Origin of the sequence: Polaribacter sp. NJDZ03, assembly GCF_019263805.1 — a bacterium.
Taxonomy (GTDB): Bacteria; Bacteroidota; Bacteroidia; order Flavobacteriales; family Flavobacteriaceae; genus Polaribacter.
In genome coordinates, this window is the sequence record NZ_CP079195.1 from 2,238,604 (window position 1) to 2,256,862 (window position 18,259).

The following is an 18,259-nucleotide window of genomic DNA, read 5'->3' on the forward strand; positions in this document are numbered from 1 at the left end:
TTTTGTTTGTAATTTTATGAAGAAATAATGCCTTGCTCTTCATAAATTAGAGATTGCTTCGTACCTCGCAATGACAAAAAGTTAACAAACAAATTCTAACCCTCATAGAACCTTTCTACAAGCTCAAGACAGTCTCATTGTTTGAGCTCTTTTTTAGAATAAAAAAGCGAGAAGTGGAAACAGGAAATAGCTTCTAAAAAAATTAAAGATATTTTAGTACTAAACCTACTAAAGTTTTTGAGTCTTGTAAACCTGCTTGACGCCATTTCATTTCGCCATTTTTATAAATCATAAAAGTTGAGCCTCCTTTAATGAGTAAAGCATCTGCAAGATTTTCGTTATTAGCAACATCTATCTTAATTACCTTTGCCTTGCTTCCTATAGCTGCAACAACATACCTTAAGGTACTTACTGCAGTGTCAGAATCATTTCTGTCTGTATAAAAGTTAATTAAAACAGGTTTTTCAGTATTTATTAACTCCCCAAATCTAGTCATAGTATAAGTTTTAAATGAGGGATAATCTGCAAACAATTTTTGTTACAAAGTGCAAAGATATAAAAAAGTTTTTAAACTAACTGATTATCAGGCTTTCTTCAATTCTATCACCGTAATTTCTGGCCAAATACCAACTCTACCCGGAAATGCATGGTATCCAAAACCTCTGTTTACATTAATAAATCTACCTGCTTCTTCATACAAACCTGCCCATTGTTTATAGACAAACTGAGAAGGACTCCATTTTAACCAACCCGGAATTTCTATACCCACCTGCAAGCCATGTGTATGCCCACTTAAGGTAAGTTGATAATTAAAAGGGTCTTCTTTTACTTTATGTTCCCAATGACTTGGATCGTGACTCATTAATATTTTAAAATCTTCTTTTTTAATGTTTACCGATGCTTTTTGTAAATCTCCCTTTTTCTGAAAACCACCTTTCCCCCAGTTTTCTACACCAACTAATGCAATTTTTTGCCCGTCTTTTTCTAAATATCTATTTTCATTACACAACAAATCGAATCCAATTTTTTTATGAATGTCTTTTACTTTTTGAAAGTTATCTATTTTGTCTTGTGGCTTATCCCAATCTATATAATCTCCATAATCGTGATTACCAAGAATAGAATACTTACCGTCTTTTGCTTCTAATTTATCAAAAACATCCATCCAATTATCCATTTCGTCCGATTTATTATTCACAATATCACCCGTAAACAACATTACATCCGATTTTTGTTGATTTATTAAATCTACACCATATTGTATTTTTTCTCTGTTTGTAAAACTCCCAGAATGAATATCTGAAATTTGAGTAATGGTATATCCATCGAAAGTATCTGGTAGATCTTTAAAACTTAATTGGTATTTTAAAACTTTGTAATTGTATTTCCCTTGAATAATTCCGTAGATAAATGCTGCAAATGGAATTGCTGCCAAACCTAAAGCAATTTGAGAAATAAACTTTCTTCTACCTGCAAGTTCATTTGTTTCTCCGTTTGAAACGGCAGAAAACAATTTTAAAACCCAGCGATATGCATCTTCACCAAACATTATTATTAAGATGACTAATTTTGGTATTAAGACCGTTAACATTATACCCATTGCCATTTGAAACTGTGGAGTTTGACCTTCAGTTCTATCGTAGGTAATTGATACATAAAAGAAATTTATATATGCTATTACACTTATTAAAACCCAAGAGTAACGAAAAATTTTATTTTTAGTAATTGTTTTTATTGCCTGAAAAGCATACACCTCTAACAACATAATAATGGCAAACAAAATAATTAGTCTAATTGCTATTTTCATAAAAGAAATTTTATTTTAAAAAATTTCGTCAAAGATAACAGTTATATTGTCGGTGGAATTTTAATAGGATGTTAAAGTTTTGTAGCTTTACTGCTGCTTATATAACCCCTTATTTTTCAGTTATTGTTATAAGAACTATTATTAAAATAGATTACAAAATAGATATGTCAGATCAAAAAAGAGTTTTTTTAGTGGATGCTTTTGCATTAATTTTTAGAGGATATTATGCTTTTATAAAAAACCCAAGAATTAATAGTAAAGGTTTAGATACCTCTGCTATTATGGGTTTTATGAATTCTCTTTTAGATGTTATAAAACGTGAAAGACCAGATCATTTAGCGGTTTGTTTTGACAAAGGCGGAAGTGTAGACAGGGTAGAAATGTTTGAAGCTTACAAAGCAAATAGAGATGAAACTCCGGAAGCTATTAAGTTAGCGGTTCCATATATTCAAGAAATTTTAAAAGCCATGCACATACCAATAATGGTAAAAGCTGGTTTTGAGGCAGATGATGTTATTGGAACTTTAGCTAAACAAGCAGAAAAAGAAGGTTACAAAACATATATGGTAACGCCAGATAAAGATTTTGCACAACTAGTTTCTGAAAATATTTTTATGTACAAACCTCGTTTTGGTGGTGGTTACGATATTTGGGGAGTTGATGAAGTAAAAGAAAAATTTGGTGTAGAAAACCCAGAGCAAGTCATTGATTTTTTAGGAATGATGGGAGATTCTGCAGATAATATTCCAGGGTTACCTGGTGTTGGAGAAAAAACTGCCAAAAAGTTTTTAGCAACTTATGGTTCTATGGAAAATCTTTTAGCCAATACACATGAGCTAAAAGGAAAAATGAAAGAGAAAATTGAAGCTAACGGAGAATTAGGTATACTTTCTAAACAATTGGCAACAATTATGTTAGATGTTCCTGTAACTTTTAATGCAAAAGATTTTGAATTAGATCAGCCAGATAAAGACAAGGTAACGGAACTTTTTAACGAATTAGAGTTTAGAAATTTATTAACTAATTTCTTACGAACTTTTGCCGTTGAAAATGCAGAAAAAGCAAATTCTGTAGAAGATAATAAAAACACAACGGACTCAAGTCCGTTGCAAAGCAAAAAAGCAGCTCCACTTCCTGAAGGTCAGTTTGATTTATTTGCGGCTCCAGGAACTGGATCTGTTTCTGAAGAAGCAATTGCATCTGGTTTTAAAACAATTAAGGATACGAGTCATTTTTATCAACATATAGATTCTCCTTTTTCTAGAAAATTATTATTAAAAAAATTAATGGAGCAAACTTCTGTTTGTTTTGATACTGAAACCACTGGCTTAAAAGCCTTAGAAGTGGAGTTAATAGGTATTGCTTTTTCTTACGAAGTTGGTAAAGGATATTATGTTTCTTTTCCGGAAGATCAAGAGGAAACCAAAGCTATTTTAGAAGAGTTTCGTCCATTTTTCACATCCGATGCAATCGAAAAAATTGGGCATAATTTAAAGTATGATATTAAGGTGTTGTCTAATTATGAAATGCCTGTAAAAGGGAAATTATTCGATACCATGATTGCGCATTATTTGATTAACCCAGATATGCGTCATAATATGGATATGTTGGCAGAAACGTATTTAAATTACCAACCAGTTTCTATTGTAGATTTAATTGGTAAAAAAGGAAAAAATCAACTTTCTATGCGTGTTGTTCCTATTGCAGATCAAACAGAATATGCAGTTGAAGATGCAGATATTACATTTCAATTAAAACAACTTTTTACAAGCGAATTAGAAAGCGGAAATGTTTCTAGTCTTTTTAATGATATAGAATTGCCGTTGGTTTCTGTTTTAACTGCCATGGAAATTGAGGGAATTAACATCAATATCGATTTCTTAAAAGAATTATCTGTCGCCTTAACAGATGACATCAATAGACTTGAAAAAAATATTTATGAGCAAGCAGGCGAAGAATTTAATATTGCATCGCCAAAACAATTAGGTATTGTATTGTTTGAAAACATGAAGTTGGTAGATAAACCTAAAAAGACAAAAACGGGTCAGTATAAAACAGGTGAAGATATTTTATCCTTTTTAGCAAAAGACCATAAAATTATTAGAGATATTCAAGAATATCGTCAGTATAAAAAATTACAAAGTACGTATGTAGATGCGTTGCCAAATGAAGTGAATCCTAAAACAGGAAGAATTCATACGGAATACATGCAAGCAGTTGCTGCTACGGGAAGATTGAGTTCTAACAACCCGAATTTACAAAATATCCCTATTAGAACAGAACGTGGTAAAGAAGTTAGAAAATCTTTTATACCAAGAGATGAAAATTACGTTTTATTAGCTGCAGATTATTCTCAAATAGAATTAAGAATTATTGCTGCTTTAAGTGAAGAAGAAAACATGATGGAAGCTTTTAAAAACGGTGAAGATATTCATGCTTCTACCGCTGCAAAAGTTTTTAATGTTCCTTTAGATGAAGTTACGCGTGAACAACGTAGTAATGCAAAAACAGTTAATTTTGGAATTGTATATGGTGTTTCTGCCTTCGGATTAAGTAACCAAACAGATTTGTCTAGAAGTGATGCAAAAGAGCTAATTGATACGTATTACGAAACGTATCCGAAGTTAAAAGCATATATGTCTGCACAGGTAGATTTTGCTAGAGAACATGGTTATGTAGAAACGGTTTTAAACAGACGTAGGTATTTAAAAGACATCAATTCTAGAAATGCTATGGTTAGAAGTGGCGCAGAAAGAAATGCTGTAAATGCTCCTATTCAAGGTTCTGCTGCAGATATTATAAAATTAGCGATGATTAACATTCATAACCGTTTTGAGAAGGAAGGTTTTAAATCTAAAATGTTATTGCAAGTACATGATGAATTGGTTTTTGACGCGCATAAAGACGAGTTAGAAATTATTAGACCTATTATAAAATACGAAATGGAAAATGCTTTTAAAATGAGCGTTCCTTTAGATGTTGAAGTTGGAATTGGAGAAAACTGGTTACAAGCGCATTAGATTTTAAAAATTATAGACACCAAGTATTAAAGCTAAAAACAAGTTTACCACAAGAAATGGAATTAGATTATATTGAAAACATAGATGGTCACGATCAGAATATTGTCCGTTTATACAATTTTGACAAAGCAGAAGCAATCCTTTTTAGAGAACTAATTGTAGATACAGTTATCAATAAAAAGCAAAAATTAAATCTGGCAGCTGTAGATTTTATAACACCACGTAATTGTAATTTAATTTTTGGATTATTTAAAACTGATGAAGGAATATTGACAGAAGATAATGAGACTTTTTTCTGTATTTTAACTTTAGAAGGGTTTACAAATATAGCAAGACTTTTAGAGCCTTTTTGTAGAAAAGAATCTAAAGGATATGAGTATTTATATGAAATTGACAACCCTACAGATTTATTATTTTGCCCAACTGCTACTTTTGATGAGGAATAAATAATTTATAAATTTCTAACACTTTTAAATGGTTCTTTTGCTTCCTAAAATTCAGTTTCACTATAATTGATTGAAAATAAACAAGTTGATACTGTTTTTTTTCATTATATTTAGAGTGCTATAAACTGAAAAAGAATTTTGGAAAAACTACCAACTATTTATCTGGAACAAAAGAATCATAGAAAGGAAGATCATCTTTTGGTTAGATTTACCTATGATAAAAAGTTAGTTACTCTTGTTAAGTCTATTAAAGATACTTATTGGAGTCAAAATTTAACCGCTTGGTATTTAAAAAACACACCAGAAAATTTAAAGAAAATCACCACTCTTTTTAAAGGTATTACTGAAGTTGATACTTCTAAAATAAATAAAAAAATCCTTTTTAAAAGAGACTTAACTGAAAGTGAGAAAAAACTATTAAACACCTTTTATCTTTTTTTAAAAGGGAAAAGGTATAGTAAAAGCACCATACAGACTTATACTTTTTTTATTGCTGATTTTGTAAATTTCCACACAAAAATTCCTTTAGATGAACTTACCAATAGAAGTGTTGAACTTTTTATTGAAAAAGTTTTTATAGAACGAGATTATTCAATTAGCTCTCAAAGACAGTTTATAAGTGCCTTAAAGATTTTTATTATTTTTTGTCCACAAACCAAAATTAATGATCTTGTATTAGAAAGACCTAAGAAATCTAGAAAGTTACCTAGTGTTTTATCACAAGAGGAAGTTTTAGAGATAATAAGGTGTACACAAAACTTAAAACACCGAGCAATTTTAGCATTGATTTATTCTTGCGGATTACGAATTAGTGAACTTACAAATTTAGAATTGGTAGATTTTCATATTGAAAGAAAACAACTGATAGTAAAAAATGGAAAAGGCAGAAAAGACAGATACGTTAGTTTAGCAGATAGTTTTTTACCTCTTTTATCTAATTATTACTATTCTTACAAACCAAAGATTTATTTTGTAGAAGGACAAAACGGAGGAAAATATAGCACAGAAAGTGTGCGACAATTTTTAAGAAAAAGTTGTGCGAGAGCTAGAATCAAAAAGACAGTAACTCCTCATACTTTAAGACATAGTTATGCAACTCATTTATTAGAAAATGGTGTTGACATTAGATATATTCAATCTTTGTTGGGACATGCAAAACCAGAAACTACGATGATCTATACACATGTAAGAAGAAAGGATTTAATGGAAATTCAGAACCCTCTGGACATTGCTTTACAGAAATTAAATAAGTCCGATAAAGACAAGGGAAATGTTTTATTATCCCGGGATATTTAAGTAAAAATCAATACATTTGATTTAATATAAGCCGTTGCCAAAAACTGGTGAATCGAGCCGAATACAAGTCATTTATTTAAATATAATTTTGGCTTTTTTTTAGTTTGTAAATCGGAATTCTGAAAAAAGCGGAACACTCTCTCGCTAATCAAAATTTTGAAAAGTTGGAGAAGTTTTCAAAATTTTACAAAAAAGGAATTTACTCAAAAGCTGAAATCAAGATTGCGGAGAAATTACTCAAATATGAATTTCCATACTTTGCGGAATTGAGCAAAATACAGAACAAAAATTGTGTGGAATTTTCTCTAAAATATAATTTAGAAAGGCTGAGAATTTTCTGAAAATTAAATAAAGTGAAAATTATTGTCGGAATTAAGCACGTGAGAAAACAATCAGACGCTGAAAAACCAAAATTGCGGAATTGGAAATGTCTGAAAAATGGAAATTACTGAAATGCGTTGTTGTAAATTAAAAATAATCTGAAAAATGAACGAAATATGGAAATGGAAATAAAATAACGCATTTGGCAACACCTTGTATAAAAAATTGCTAAATTTGGCTTAATCAAAGGTTGTTGCATTTTAATAAACTCTATTTTTCCTGCGGAAAAATGCCGTTCATTTAAAACGCAACTTTCCATACAAAACAACGTTAGCTTTAATTGACGAGCAACTTTTGAAACATCAAAAAACATTGAGGTCTTTTTTATACAATCAAAACCTTAAGACAATAATAATTAATAAAAGTAAAATATGGAAATAGACAAATTAGACCTGAATGAGGTTTTAAAAAAATTTAAAAAAGATTTGGAAAGTTACAAAAACGCAAAAATCAAATGTGGAATTATTGGTAGAAGCGGAACTGGAAAATCATCTTTAATTAATGCTATTGCAGGAGAAGAAGTTGCCGAGGTTGGAGAAATCGAAACTACAATGAATGTTAACGAACCAATTGAACACGGAGGTTTACTATTTTATGACTTACCCGGTTGTTCAACTTCTAATTTTCCGAAAGAAAATTATATTAACGAATTTAATATTGAAGAATTTGATTGTGTTATTCTAGTTACAGCGGATAGATTTTATGATGATGACTTATTTTTAATGCAAGAATTAATCCGAATTAAAAAACCTGTATACGCCGTAAGAACTAAAATGGATTTTGCTGTAGATAGAGGTTTAAAAAGAGGAATTAATGAAAAAGAAACATATGGAAAGATTTATAACAATCTTTCTGAAAATCTAAAAGGATTCAGAATCAAAGGAATCTATTTAACATCATCTGACTATCCAAATGAGTATGATTTAAGTAAATTATTAGAAGATATTTATTCCAGTTTAAGTAATTTCAAAAAAGAAAGATTTATTGCCGACATAAATATCACTAGTGAAAATATACTTTTAGAAAAAAGAAAAATAGCAGATAAAATAGTTTCACGTTATTCTGCATTAGCCGCTGCTAATGGTCTAAACCCAATACCTGGACTTGACATCGGTGTTGACATAACATTAATGGTTAAATTGTCAAAAGAAGTTCAGAACATTTACGGACTGAATGAAGAACAACAAGAATACAACAAACAACTTTTAGATCAAAAAAGTATAAAATTGATTGCAAGTAAAGTTCTTCAGTACACTGCGAGATATGGTGGAAAAGAAGCAATTATGATTCTTTTGAAAAAAGCAAGCACAACATTAATTGCGAAAACAGCTTCAAAATGGATTCCTTTAGTGGGTTCAATAATTGCAGCTGGAATAGGATTTAAAATGACATCTTGGATTGGAAATGATATGATTGTAGATGCAGAAGAAATAGCACAAGAAACATTTAATTCATTTAAGAAAACGGAAAACAACTAAAGCTAACACCGTATAAAAAAAATTGCTAATAAAAGCCTACTTACGAAAGTTCTCGCGAACTTTCTTTGTAGGTTATTATTTGCTAACTTTACTACTAAACCACGCAACTTTTCTTATACAACAACGTTGTAAGTAATTTACCAGAACAATAGAAAATGAAGAAAATATTGACAAACGTTATTTTAATTTTTATAACATTAGCAAGTCAAGCACAGGTTAAAAAGATTGAATTAGAAAATCGTAATGGTAAATATTATGAAATAGGAAAAGAGATTCCTTTTACTGGAGAATCTTATACCTTCTATTCTGAAAACAAAAAAGAAACATTTACAGAATTCACTGATGGAGAATTGAACGGTGAAATGAAAAAATGGTTTCCTAACGGAAAAATTGAAGTTTCCGGAAAAATGGTTAAAGGAAAAAAAAATGGTAATTGGATAGCTTGGTTTTCTAATGGTAATAAACTGAGAGAAGGAATATACAAAGACAATAAAGAAGAAGGAAAATTTACTTGGTGGTATGAAAACGGAAAATTAAAAAAGAGAGGTTTTTATAAAAATGGAACTTCTAATGGGAAATGGACTTGGTACTTTAATAACGGACAAAAAGAGTCTGAAGGAAAATTATTAAGCGAAACTAATATTGGAAAATGGTTTTGGTGGAATGAAAAAGGAGAATTAATTCACGAAAAGGATTTTTCTGAAAAATTAGAAAATAAAGCCTTTAATAAATTAATAATTGGGAAATGGAATTATATAAAATCTACTGACAAAGAAAATAAATCTATTAAACACGTTATTCGTAAATACCCAAATGGGAAAGAAATGAAAATTGTTGCAAGTGGGCCAAATATTATTATTAAAAATGATGGTACTTACGAGAAAAAATTCACGAAAGAAAATACAGATTACGGGAATTGGGAAATGCTAAAAAAAGATGAAATTAAATTTGAAATGGTTATTCCTAAAAATTCTGAACAAGCAAAATTTATTGCTATAGCTCAAAAAGCTATGGGTAAAAAATGGAAAGAAGATGAAAAAGGAAATTATCTTGATTCTTCTACAAGTAAAATAATTTCATTAACAGATACAATAATGAAAATCGAATATGAAAAAAATTACGTTTTGATTTATAAAAAAGAATCCGAATAAAAACTACTTACAACACCGTATATAATTTATTGCTGGCTTCTCGCCTACTTACGAAAGTCCTCGCGGACTTTCTTGGTCGGTAATTATTTACTAAATTAGGTGCTTGAAACACGCAACAAACCATATACAACAACGTTGTAAAAAACTGGTTGATTTCATAATTAAAAAGCAACAGTTCTTTTAAAACAGCATTTTACTTTTAAATGAAAAACTAAAAATACATAGAAAATTATTTGAATAATTCTAATTTCTAATAAAGCAAAACTGAATTAAAATCTTTGTGGAAATTCTAATAAAATGAAAATTACAAAAAGCTGAGAAACTTCAAGTTTTCAAATAATAAAATTCTAAAACTCAAAATGAAGATTTAAAATCCTTGTGAAATTTTACAATAAAATGAAAATTATAGAAAGCTGAAAAATTTCGAATTTATTATATAATCAAATATTAAAACCCAAAATGAAGATTTAAAATCGTTGCGGAATTTCTAGTAAAATGAAAATTACAATAAGCTGAAAAACTTAGAGTTTTAAAAAAATGAAATGGAAATTTAAATCTTTGTGGAGTATTAAATAAATGAAAAACCTGAATCAATAATTTAAGATTAGAAAATTCTATAAAACTCATTTTTTACGATTTGAATTTTTATCGAAACTTTAAAAAAAATATTGTAAATTTCATCAAAATATAGAACTAGTAATTAAGATACAGAATTAAATACGCATTTTACAACACCGTGTATAAAAAATTGCTAGTTTTAGCTTTAGTAAAGGTTATTGCTTTTTTTGCTCACTCCTATTTTCCTTCGGAAAATAGCCGCTCACTTAAAACGCAACTTTCCATAACACAACAACGTTGGGCGTAAGTTAAAAGTAAACTCAGATAAGCTATAAAAATTCGTTATTTTAAAGATAAATTAACCATAAAAAAAGTGAAATATTGAATTTTAATACAATTTAGAAAAACTGAAAAATTTAGAGTTTCAAGAAAATGAAAAATTGAACGCAGCCAAACTTTATGAGAACTAAAATTTCAAGATTTAAGAAAATTTAGAAAAAGCTGAAAAATTTAGAGTTTTAAGAAAACGAAAAATTGAACGCAGCCAAACTTTGAGAGAACAAAAATTTCAAGGTTTAAGATAATTTAGAAAAAGCTGAAAAATTTAGAGTTTTAAGAAAACGAAAAATTGAACGCAGCCAAACTTTGTGAGAACTAAAATTTCAAGATTTAAGACAATTTAGAAAAAGCTGAAAAATTTAGAGTTTTAAGAAAACGAAAAATTGAACGCAGCCAAACTTTGTGAGAACTAAAATTTCAAGATTTAAGACAATTTAGAAAAAGTTGAAAAATTTAGAGTTTTAAGAAAACGAAAAATGTTCTGAATGTAAAATAATTAGGAATTTAATTTAGAAAAATCGATAAATAAAATAACCTACGCCCAACACCGTGTATAAAAAATTGCTTATTTTTATCCTAACCAAAAGTAGTTGCTTTTTTGTGAACATCAATTTTCCTGCGGAAAATAGCCGTTCACTTTAAACGCAACTTTCCATAACACAACAACGTTAGCAAAAACTGTTGAAAGTATAATTTAAGATCAAAAGTTATATAAATAAACATTCTACTTTTAAAGCTTGAAAAAAATAAAATTCGGAGAAAATTGTAGGAAAAATAAAATTATGGAACACTCTCTCGCTAATCAAAATTCTGAAAGGATTTTGTTGGTTTTTAAGATTTTAAAGTTCCGAAATTTAATCAAATCCATATTCTAGTTCAGAATTTAGAAGCTCTTAAAAAAGGAAAAAAACTTTGCGGAATTTAGCCTGTTTGAAAAATTATCTAAATGTGAATTTACTCAAACGCTGAAAAAACAAAATTTTGGAATTGAGCAAAATACAGAATGAAAAAGCTTTGCGGAATACTTAATCAAAAGCTGAATTTTGCAAAACGTGAAAAAGAAAAAAAATAGAAATGAAGGAAAAATTAGCTAAAAATAAAAACACGCATTTGCTAACACCGTGCATAATTTATTGCTTGCGTAGTTTTTCCGTTGGAAAAACCTCGCACACATAAAAGTCTGGTATTTTAATTATTTTTTCGCTAAATTTACGCAACAAACCATAGCACAACAACGTTGTAAAAAACTGGTTGATTTCATAATTAAAAAGCAACAGTTCTTTTAAAACAGCATTTTACTTTTAAATGAAAAACTAAAAATACCTAGAAAATTATTTGAATAATTCTAATTTCTAATAAAGCAAAACTGAATTAAAATCTTTGTGGAAATTCTAATAAAATGAAAATTATAGAAAGCTGAAAAATTTCGATTTTATTATATAATCAAAAACTTAAAATGAATATTTAAAATCTTTGCGGAATTTCTAGTAAAATGAAAATTACAATAAGCTGAAAAACTTAGAGTTTTAAAAAACTAAAATGAAAATTTAAATCTTTGTGGAGTATCAAATAAATGAAAGATTTTAGAAAGCTGAAAAATTGAACTTTAAAAATTAATTAAACGTTGAAAAAAGAGAAATGAAAAACCTGAATCAATAATTTAAAATTAGAAAATTCTATAAAACTCATTTTTTACGATTTGAATTTTTATCGAAACTTTAAAAAAATTATTGTAAATTTCATCAAAATATAGAACTAGTAATTAAGAGGCAGAATTTAATACGCATTTTACAACACCGTGTATAAAAAATTGCTAGTTTTAGCTTTATTAAAAGAAGTTGCTTTTTTGCTCACTCCTATTTTCCTACGGAAAATAGCCGTGCTTTTAAAACGCAACTTTCCATAACACAACAACGTTAGGCAAAATTGAATACAAATTCATGACATTAAAGGAAATTGGAAATATAATTGATTTATCAAAATCTCTTGAATTACTTGATGAAATACGAAATATAGAACATGGTTTTCTATCTTCAACAGAATTTTCTTCTATTTATAAAATTCAACTAAAACCTAATGATAAAGGAATAAAATTTACACTTTTTCCAGATCCCTTAAACTTTAAACTTGACAAATGGGAATTTAAAGATTTAGAAATAAATCAAAATGAATTAAGATTAAAAGTACCTTATTTATATTTAACGAATAAAAGCAGAAATCAAGTAAATGGAAAAATTTCGGAATTTGAATATGGTTCTTTCAGTAAACTAGAATTAAGAAGCCATAGATTAGTTTTACCTTTAAAAAATACAATTGACTTCTCCTTTTCACTAGAAAACATAATAATTGATTATAAATATAAATCAGTAATTCACACAAGAGAAGCAACTGAAATTATAATTAATAAAAATATATTTCTTCTTTTTAAAGCAAAGAAAAAAATTACAGAATTTTCAGATCGGGATTATTTAGTTCTAGAATGTAAAACTAAAATGTCTTATTCTGAATTTTCAGAATATTGTTTTTCAATACTAATTTCATTTGGTTTTATTACTGGTAACTTCATAAATAATGATGGTTATTTTTTACAGTATGAAAATAACGAAATGAAAGACGTTGTTGGTGTTGCATATAGGCAAATGAGAGGTTCAATAAAATGTCATTTTTCACCAATTTATTCAAATCCATTTGGATATATTCATGAAAAAGAGAAAGCAAGTTTATATCAAAATAAAGTTAGAACATTGAATTTAAAAGAGTTCTCAAACTTGTGTCAATATTGCCACCTAAATAATGATATAAAATCAGTTTTACTACTATTAATCGAGGTACATACTCAAACACTTGTATCAGGACCGGGAATATTATCAATTGCACTTGAAACATTATCTAAAGTATTATATGAGGAAAACAAATCTACATTAGCACCAATAAAAAACAAAAGTATTTCAAAGAAATTAAGAAAGGAACTCTTAAAGACTCTCGAGAACTTTAAAGATGAAATTGATTTAGAAGGTAAAGAAATAATTAAGTCAAGGATTGACCAAATAAATCAAAGAACAAACCGAGACAAGTTATTAATTCCATTTAAGATTTTGGATATTCCAATTTATTTATCTGATATTGAAGCTATAGAACAAAGGAATGCCTTCTTACATGGGAAAACTCCAATGATTCGAGAAATAACAACAAAATCCATTAACGAAGAGGATAAACTAATATATTATCTTTATCTAAAACTATATGTTCTAGTTTCATCTATTCTTTTAAAATATATTGGATTTGATAATTTAGTTGTCAATTATCCGAAAATTCACGAAAAAAATACAGGAATTGAATTAGATGAAGAATATTATAGACAAATATAAAAACAACTTTGCCTAACACCGTGTATTAAAAATTGCTAAATTAGTACTTAATTAAAAGCAGTTGCATTTTTGTGAACTACAATTTTCCTTCGGAAAATAGCCGTTCACTTAAAACGCAACTTTCAATACACAACAACGTTGGCAACAATATGAAACCGAACTAATTTGACAAATACAGAACTAATAAATGACATTGGAAAAATCATTGTTTTTCTAATGATATTGTTATCAATATTCTTGATTACTGTAAAATCTACTAAAAAAGTATCAAACTATTTATTTGCAGTATTTCTTTTAGTTACCGCCTTTGATTTTATTAGTATGTTTTTAGATATTTCCAATAACACCCTAAATAGCTTAAAAATAGCATCCGTATTACTTCAAATGCCTTTATACTACTTGTATGTACAATCAGTTTGTTATTTTAATTTTAAACTAGAAAGAAAACATTTTTTACATGCCATTTTATTTTTAGTTGTATTTATACTTTTATTTAGCACGAATATTTCTGATGGGAGCTATAATATTTTTCAAACACTATCTAAAGTCCAATACTATTGTTATATAATCGCTGTATTTTTCACACTGATTCAATTTAAAAAATTGTATCAAGAAAATTACGCAGCCAACCATAAAAACACATACAAATGGCTGTTGCAAATTACCATTCTATTTCTAATTGGCAATTGTTTTGTATTGTTCAGGTCTTTTATTACGTCTGAAAACAATAGTAATCTACTTGCCTACATAAACTTGCTCATAAGTGTTTTTGCCTTATTTGTTATTTGTTGGTTTGTTTTAAAAGCATTGTATCAACCAAAATTATTTTTAGGAGTTGATAAAAATTTAACTACGCTTAAAGCGATTCAAAAACCGACTACAGAAACGGAACAAGCCTTACAACTACTTTCCGAATATATGAATACTGAAAAGCCTTATTTGGATCCCGAACTTAATTTACAAAAGTTAGCAATTAGTTTAAATCTTCCTGAAAAACAACTTTCACAACTAATCAATAAGCATATTGGAAAACATTTTTTTGATTATGTTAATGAGTATAGAATCAATGATGCTAAAACGTTATTAAAAGAACAAACCGACTTAACAGTTTTAGAAATACTTTACCAAATAGGTTTTAATTCAAAATCATCCTTTTATACGGCTTTTAAAAAAGAAACTCTTCAAACACCATTAGCTTACAGAAAATCAACAACATAGGATAGTCCGATTTAAAGTCGGACACATTTTTTGCTATAAAATCAGTTCGATTTCCGATAGTCAAACTCTTTATTTGACTTTATGTTTCACTTTTGTCCCGAACAAAAAAATAATTAAAATGAAACATCAAATCTCTATTATCTTATTTCTATTTTTTCAAACATTATTTGTTTCAGGGCAAACAAATATAAGAACACAGCATTCTTATTATAAAATAGATTCGCTATTCAATGCTCATTACAAATCCAATACAACAGGTGCTGTATTTGCCATCATTAAAAATGGCAGAACCACCTATAAAAAAGCCATAGGATTAGCCAATGTTGAGTATGACATTCCTATAACAGATGCCTCAGTATTTAATATCGCTTCAATATCTAAACAATTTACAACCTACCTAGCTCTACTTCTAGAACAAGAAGGCAAACTCTCATTTAATGATGATATCCGAACATATTTACCAGAACTAAAACACTTACCAAATAAAATAACGGTTAAACAACTTGCAAATCACACACACGGACTATCGAACCCAGATGAATTAGCTCAACTAAAAGGTCTTAAAACAATGAGTCACCAAGAAGTTGTAAAAATGTTATTAAACATAAAACATGTAAACTTTAATGCAGGAGAAAAATACGAATACAACAATACTGGATACATATTACTTTCAGAAATTATTGAACGAGTTGGACAAAAACCATTTAAGGAACAACTACAAGAAAAAATATTCATTCCATTGGGTATGAAAGACACGAAAGTAGTTGATAATAATAATTTGGTTGTTAAAAATAAAGCATATTCGTACAATTTAGATAATGATATTTATGAAATCAATCCTGTAAAACTTTCAACTATAGGTTCTTCTGGAATTTATACTACAATAAATGATTTAGCTTTATGGGCAAAAAATTACCAAAACCCAGTTATTGGTAATAGCAGTTTTTATAAAAAAATGCAAACTGCGACCATTCTTAATTCTAAAAAAGAAATCAAATATGGATTAGGTTTACAGTTTGATAATTACAAAGGGATTGATGTTATATTTCATGGTGGAGGAACAGCAGGTTACCGTTCTTACATTTTGCATGTACCCAAGCACAAGTTGTCTCTCATTTTCTTATCTAATGCCAATGACTTTTCTGGTCTTGACGTTGTTTATAAATCAATCGAATTACTTTTAAAAGAAGATATAAAAGCTAAAACGCCAGCAAAAATCGCTATCAGCAATGAACAGTTAAAAAAATACACAGGAACATACGAGTTTCAACCAGGTGTTTACTATAATATTATAGCAAAGAAAGATACTTTATATTTTCAATCTTTTGGAACAAAGGATTTACATCCATTACCCCATTTGTTCGGAAACACTTTTGATTTCCCGTATATCCCGCACACTAAATTCATCTTTTATGATGATAAGTTTGATTTCCGAATCGCAGATTTCACCTATGAGTGCTTTAAAAGTATTATAGAACAACCTAATTCAAAAGAAATAGATTTGACTGATTTTACAGGAACATACAGAAACAAAGAACATAATATGGTTTATGACTTAAGTATAATAGATGATGAACTTACACTTACCCGAACTTTTGGTAATCCGATAGTTCTAAATTCTCTTACTTTAGAAAGCTTTTATTCGCCAGAATTAGGGAATTTAGATTTTACTTATGCCCCAAATAGATTGATAAAAGGATTTAAATTGTCAGGGCAAAATTTTAAAAATATAGTATTCGAAAAATAATACTGTTGCCAACACCGTATATAAAAAATAGCAGTTAAGAGTAAAACTTAAAGTTTAGTTCATTTCTGCTATCTTTGTTTTTAAACTGAAAATTGGCACATATAAACCTGCTACTTTTCATATACAAACACGTTGCCAAAAACTGGTGAATCGAGCCGAATACAAGTCATTTATTTAAATATAATTTTGGCTTTTTTTTAGTTTGTAAATCGGAATTCTGAAAAAAGCGGAACACTCTCTCGCGAATCAAAATTTTGAAAAGTTGGAGAAGTTTTCAAAATTTCACAAAAAAGGAATTTACTCAAACGCTGAAATCAAGATTGCGGAGAAATTACTCAAATATGAATTTCCATACTTTGCGGAATTGAGCAAAATGCAGAACAAAAATTGTGTGGAATTTTCTCTAAAATATAATTTAGAAAGGCTGAGAATTTTCTGAAAATTAAATAAAGTGAAAATTATTGTCGGAATTAAGCACGTGAGAAAACAATCAGACGCTGAAAAACCAAAATTGCGGAATTTTTACTCAGAATTTAATTTATCAAGTTTACGGAATTGGAAATGTCTAAAAAATGGAAATTACTGAAATGTGTTGTTGTAAATTAAAATAATCTGAAAAATGAACGAAATATGGAAATGGAAATAAAATAACGCATTTGGCAACACCTTGTATAAAAAATTGCTAAATTTGGCTTAATCAAAGGTTGTTGCATTTTAATAAACTCTATTTTTCCTGCGGAAAAATGCCGTTCATTTAAAACGCAACTTTCCATACAAAACAACGTTGCCCAACATAAAGAAACGAACTCTTGAAAAAATTAGGAGAATACATAAAAGATAACAAATTAAAGGAATTAAATACGCTAATCAATAAGCGAATATGGTTAATTAAATGTTTAAATCTTGGAGCAAATCTGAAAGAAAATATTTATACAGCAAACTTATTTGAAATACCTTTCTTCTGGAAAAATGAACTTGGAATTGAAGAGTCTAAAAAATTGGAATTCAAATATGAATGGAATGAAGAAGAAGAAACTCTTTTAGATTACTATAATTTGAAAATTAAAGTTCTTAAAAGAGAAGAATTTGTAGGAACTTTTGAAAATATATTGGAACAAACCTCAAAAAATGGAATTAACTCTAACATTACGTTTCCTGAATTTATAATTTCAAAAATCTTGATACTTTCAAGAGAGCAAATTATAGACGAACAGTTTGAAATAAACCACGATGAAGGAATATTACTTATTGACAAAGAAGGTAATAAAATACTTTTATCGGCTGAAATAAAATGTACTGGACAAGTTGAATTTATAAATAACCTATCAGTAATTGAAAATAGAATAAAAGAACTGAAAATAAGAAAAACGTTGGGCAACACCGTGTAAAAAAAATTGCTAAATTAGTCCTTAACTAAAAGCAGTTGCATTTTTGCAAACAACAATTTTCC

11 protein-coding genes are annotated in these 18,259 nt (G+C 28.4%); 9 read left to right on the forward strand and 2 right to left on the reverse strand.

From position 1 onward, the window contains the following. Positions 1-202: 202 nt before the first annotated feature. Together KV700_RS09475 and KV700_RS09480 are read right to left on the reverse strand one after the other, a co-directional pair. Positions 203-496: a co-chaperone YbbN gene (locus tag KV700_RS09475; RefSeq protein ID WP_166383984.1), complete on the reverse strand. Its 294-nt coding sequence runs from the start codon at positions 494-496 to the stop codon at positions 203-205. Between the two features lie 87 nt (positions 497-583). Further along, on the reverse strand, positions 584-1,807 hold the full coding sequence (locus KV700_RS09480; RefSeq protein WP_218597731.1) for a metallophosphoesterase: 1,224 nt from the start codon (positions 1,805-1,807) through the stop codon (positions 584-586). Between the two features lie 164 nt (positions 1,808-1,971). Here KV700_RS09480 and polA point away from each other — a divergent pair, with 164 nt between their 5' ends. From polA to KV700_RS09525, 9 genes are all read left to right on the forward strand, one after another. Next, complete coding sequence (gene polA, locus KV700_RS09485) at positions 1,972-4,827, forward strand: DNA polymerase I (RefSeq protein WP_218597732.1); 2,856 nt, start codon at positions 1,972-1,974, stop codon at positions 4,825-4,827. A 56-nt stretch (positions 4,828-4,883) separates the two neighbouring features. After that, on the forward strand, positions 4,884-5,273 hold the full coding sequence (locus tag KV700_RS09490) for a hypothetical protein (protein ID WP_218597733.1): 390 nt from the start codon (positions 4,884-4,886) through the stop codon (positions 5,271-5,273). A gap of 138 nt (positions 5,274-5,411) precedes the next feature. After that, positions 5,412-6,569 carry a site-specific integrase gene (locus tag KV700_RS09495; protein ID WP_166383976.1) on the forward strand — a complete coding sequence of 386 codons (1,158 nt, stop codon included), beginning with the start codon at positions 5,412-5,414 and terminating at the stop codon, positions 6,567-6,569. A gap of 752 nt (positions 6,570-7,321) precedes the next feature. After that, positions 7,322-8,428, forward strand: a complete 1,107-nt coding sequence (locus KV700_RS09500) for a GTPase (protein ID WP_218597734.1) — start codon at positions 7,322-7,324, stop codon at positions 8,426-8,428. A 155-nt stretch (positions 8,429-8,583) separates the two neighbouring features. After that, positions 8,584-9,579 carry a toxin-antitoxin system YwqK family antitoxin gene (locus tag KV700_RS09505; RefSeq protein ID WP_218597735.1) on the forward strand — a complete coding sequence of 332 codons (996 nt, stop codon included), beginning with the start codon at positions 8,584-8,586 and terminating at the stop codon, positions 9,577-9,579. A 2,837-nt stretch (positions 9,580-12,416) separates the two neighbouring features. Then, entirely contained in the window at positions 12,417-13,844 is a 1,428-nt protein-coding gene (locus KV700_RS09510; RefSeq protein ID WP_218597736.1) for a hypothetical protein, read from the forward strand. 165 nt (positions 13,845-14,009) lie between these two features. Next, positions 14,010-15,062 (forward strand): helix-turn-helix domain-containing protein, encoded by a 1,053-nt coding sequence (locus KV700_RS09515; RefSeq protein ID WP_218597737.1) that lies wholly within the window; start codon positions 14,010-14,012, stop codon positions 15,060-15,062. Positions 15,063-15,180: 118 nt separating this feature from the next. After that, the gene (locus KV700_RS09520; protein ID WP_218597738.1) at positions 15,181-16,809 is read left to right on the forward strand and encodes a serine hydrolase; all 1,629 of its coding nucleotides are present in this window, start codon (positions 15,181-15,183) and stop codon (positions 16,807-16,809) included. Positions 16,810-17,618: 809 nt separating this feature from the next. Beyond that, on the forward strand, positions 17,619-18,197 hold the full coding sequence (locus KV700_RS09525; RefSeq protein WP_218597739.1) for a hypothetical protein: 579 nt from the start codon (positions 17,619-17,621) through the stop codon (positions 18,195-18,197). Positions 18,198-18,259: the final 62 nt, after the last annotated feature.

Coding starts and splice junctions, on each gene's coding strand:
- KV700_RS09475 (WP_166383984.1), bottom strand. CDS start 496: ATGACTAGATTTGGGGAGTTAATAAATACTGAAAAACCTGTTTTAATT.
- KV700_RS09480 (WP_218597731.1), bottom strand. CDS start 1,807: ATGAAAATAGCAATTAGACTAATTATTTTGTTTGCCATTATTATGTTG.
- polA (WP_218597732.1), top strand. CDS start 1,972: ATGTCAGATCAAAAAAGAGTTTTTTTAGTGGATGCTTTTGCATTAATT.
- KV700_RS09490 (WP_218597733.1), top strand. CDS start 4,884: ATGGAATTAGATTATATTGAAAACATAGATGGTCACGATCAGAATATT.
- KV700_RS09500 (WP_218597734.1), top strand. CDS start 7,322: ATGGAAATAGACAAATTAGACCTGAATGAGGTTTTAAAAAAATTTAAA.
- KV700_RS09505 (WP_218597735.1), top strand. CDS start 8,584: ATGAAGAAAATATTGACAAACGTTATTTTAATTTTTATAACATTAGCA.
- KV700_RS09510 (WP_218597736.1), top strand. CDS start 12,417: ATGACATTAAAGGAAATTGGAAATATAATTGATTTATCAAAATCTCTT.
- KV700_RS09520 (WP_218597738.1), top strand. CDS start 15,181: ATGAAACATCAAATCTCTATTATCTTATTTCTATTTTTTCAAACATTA.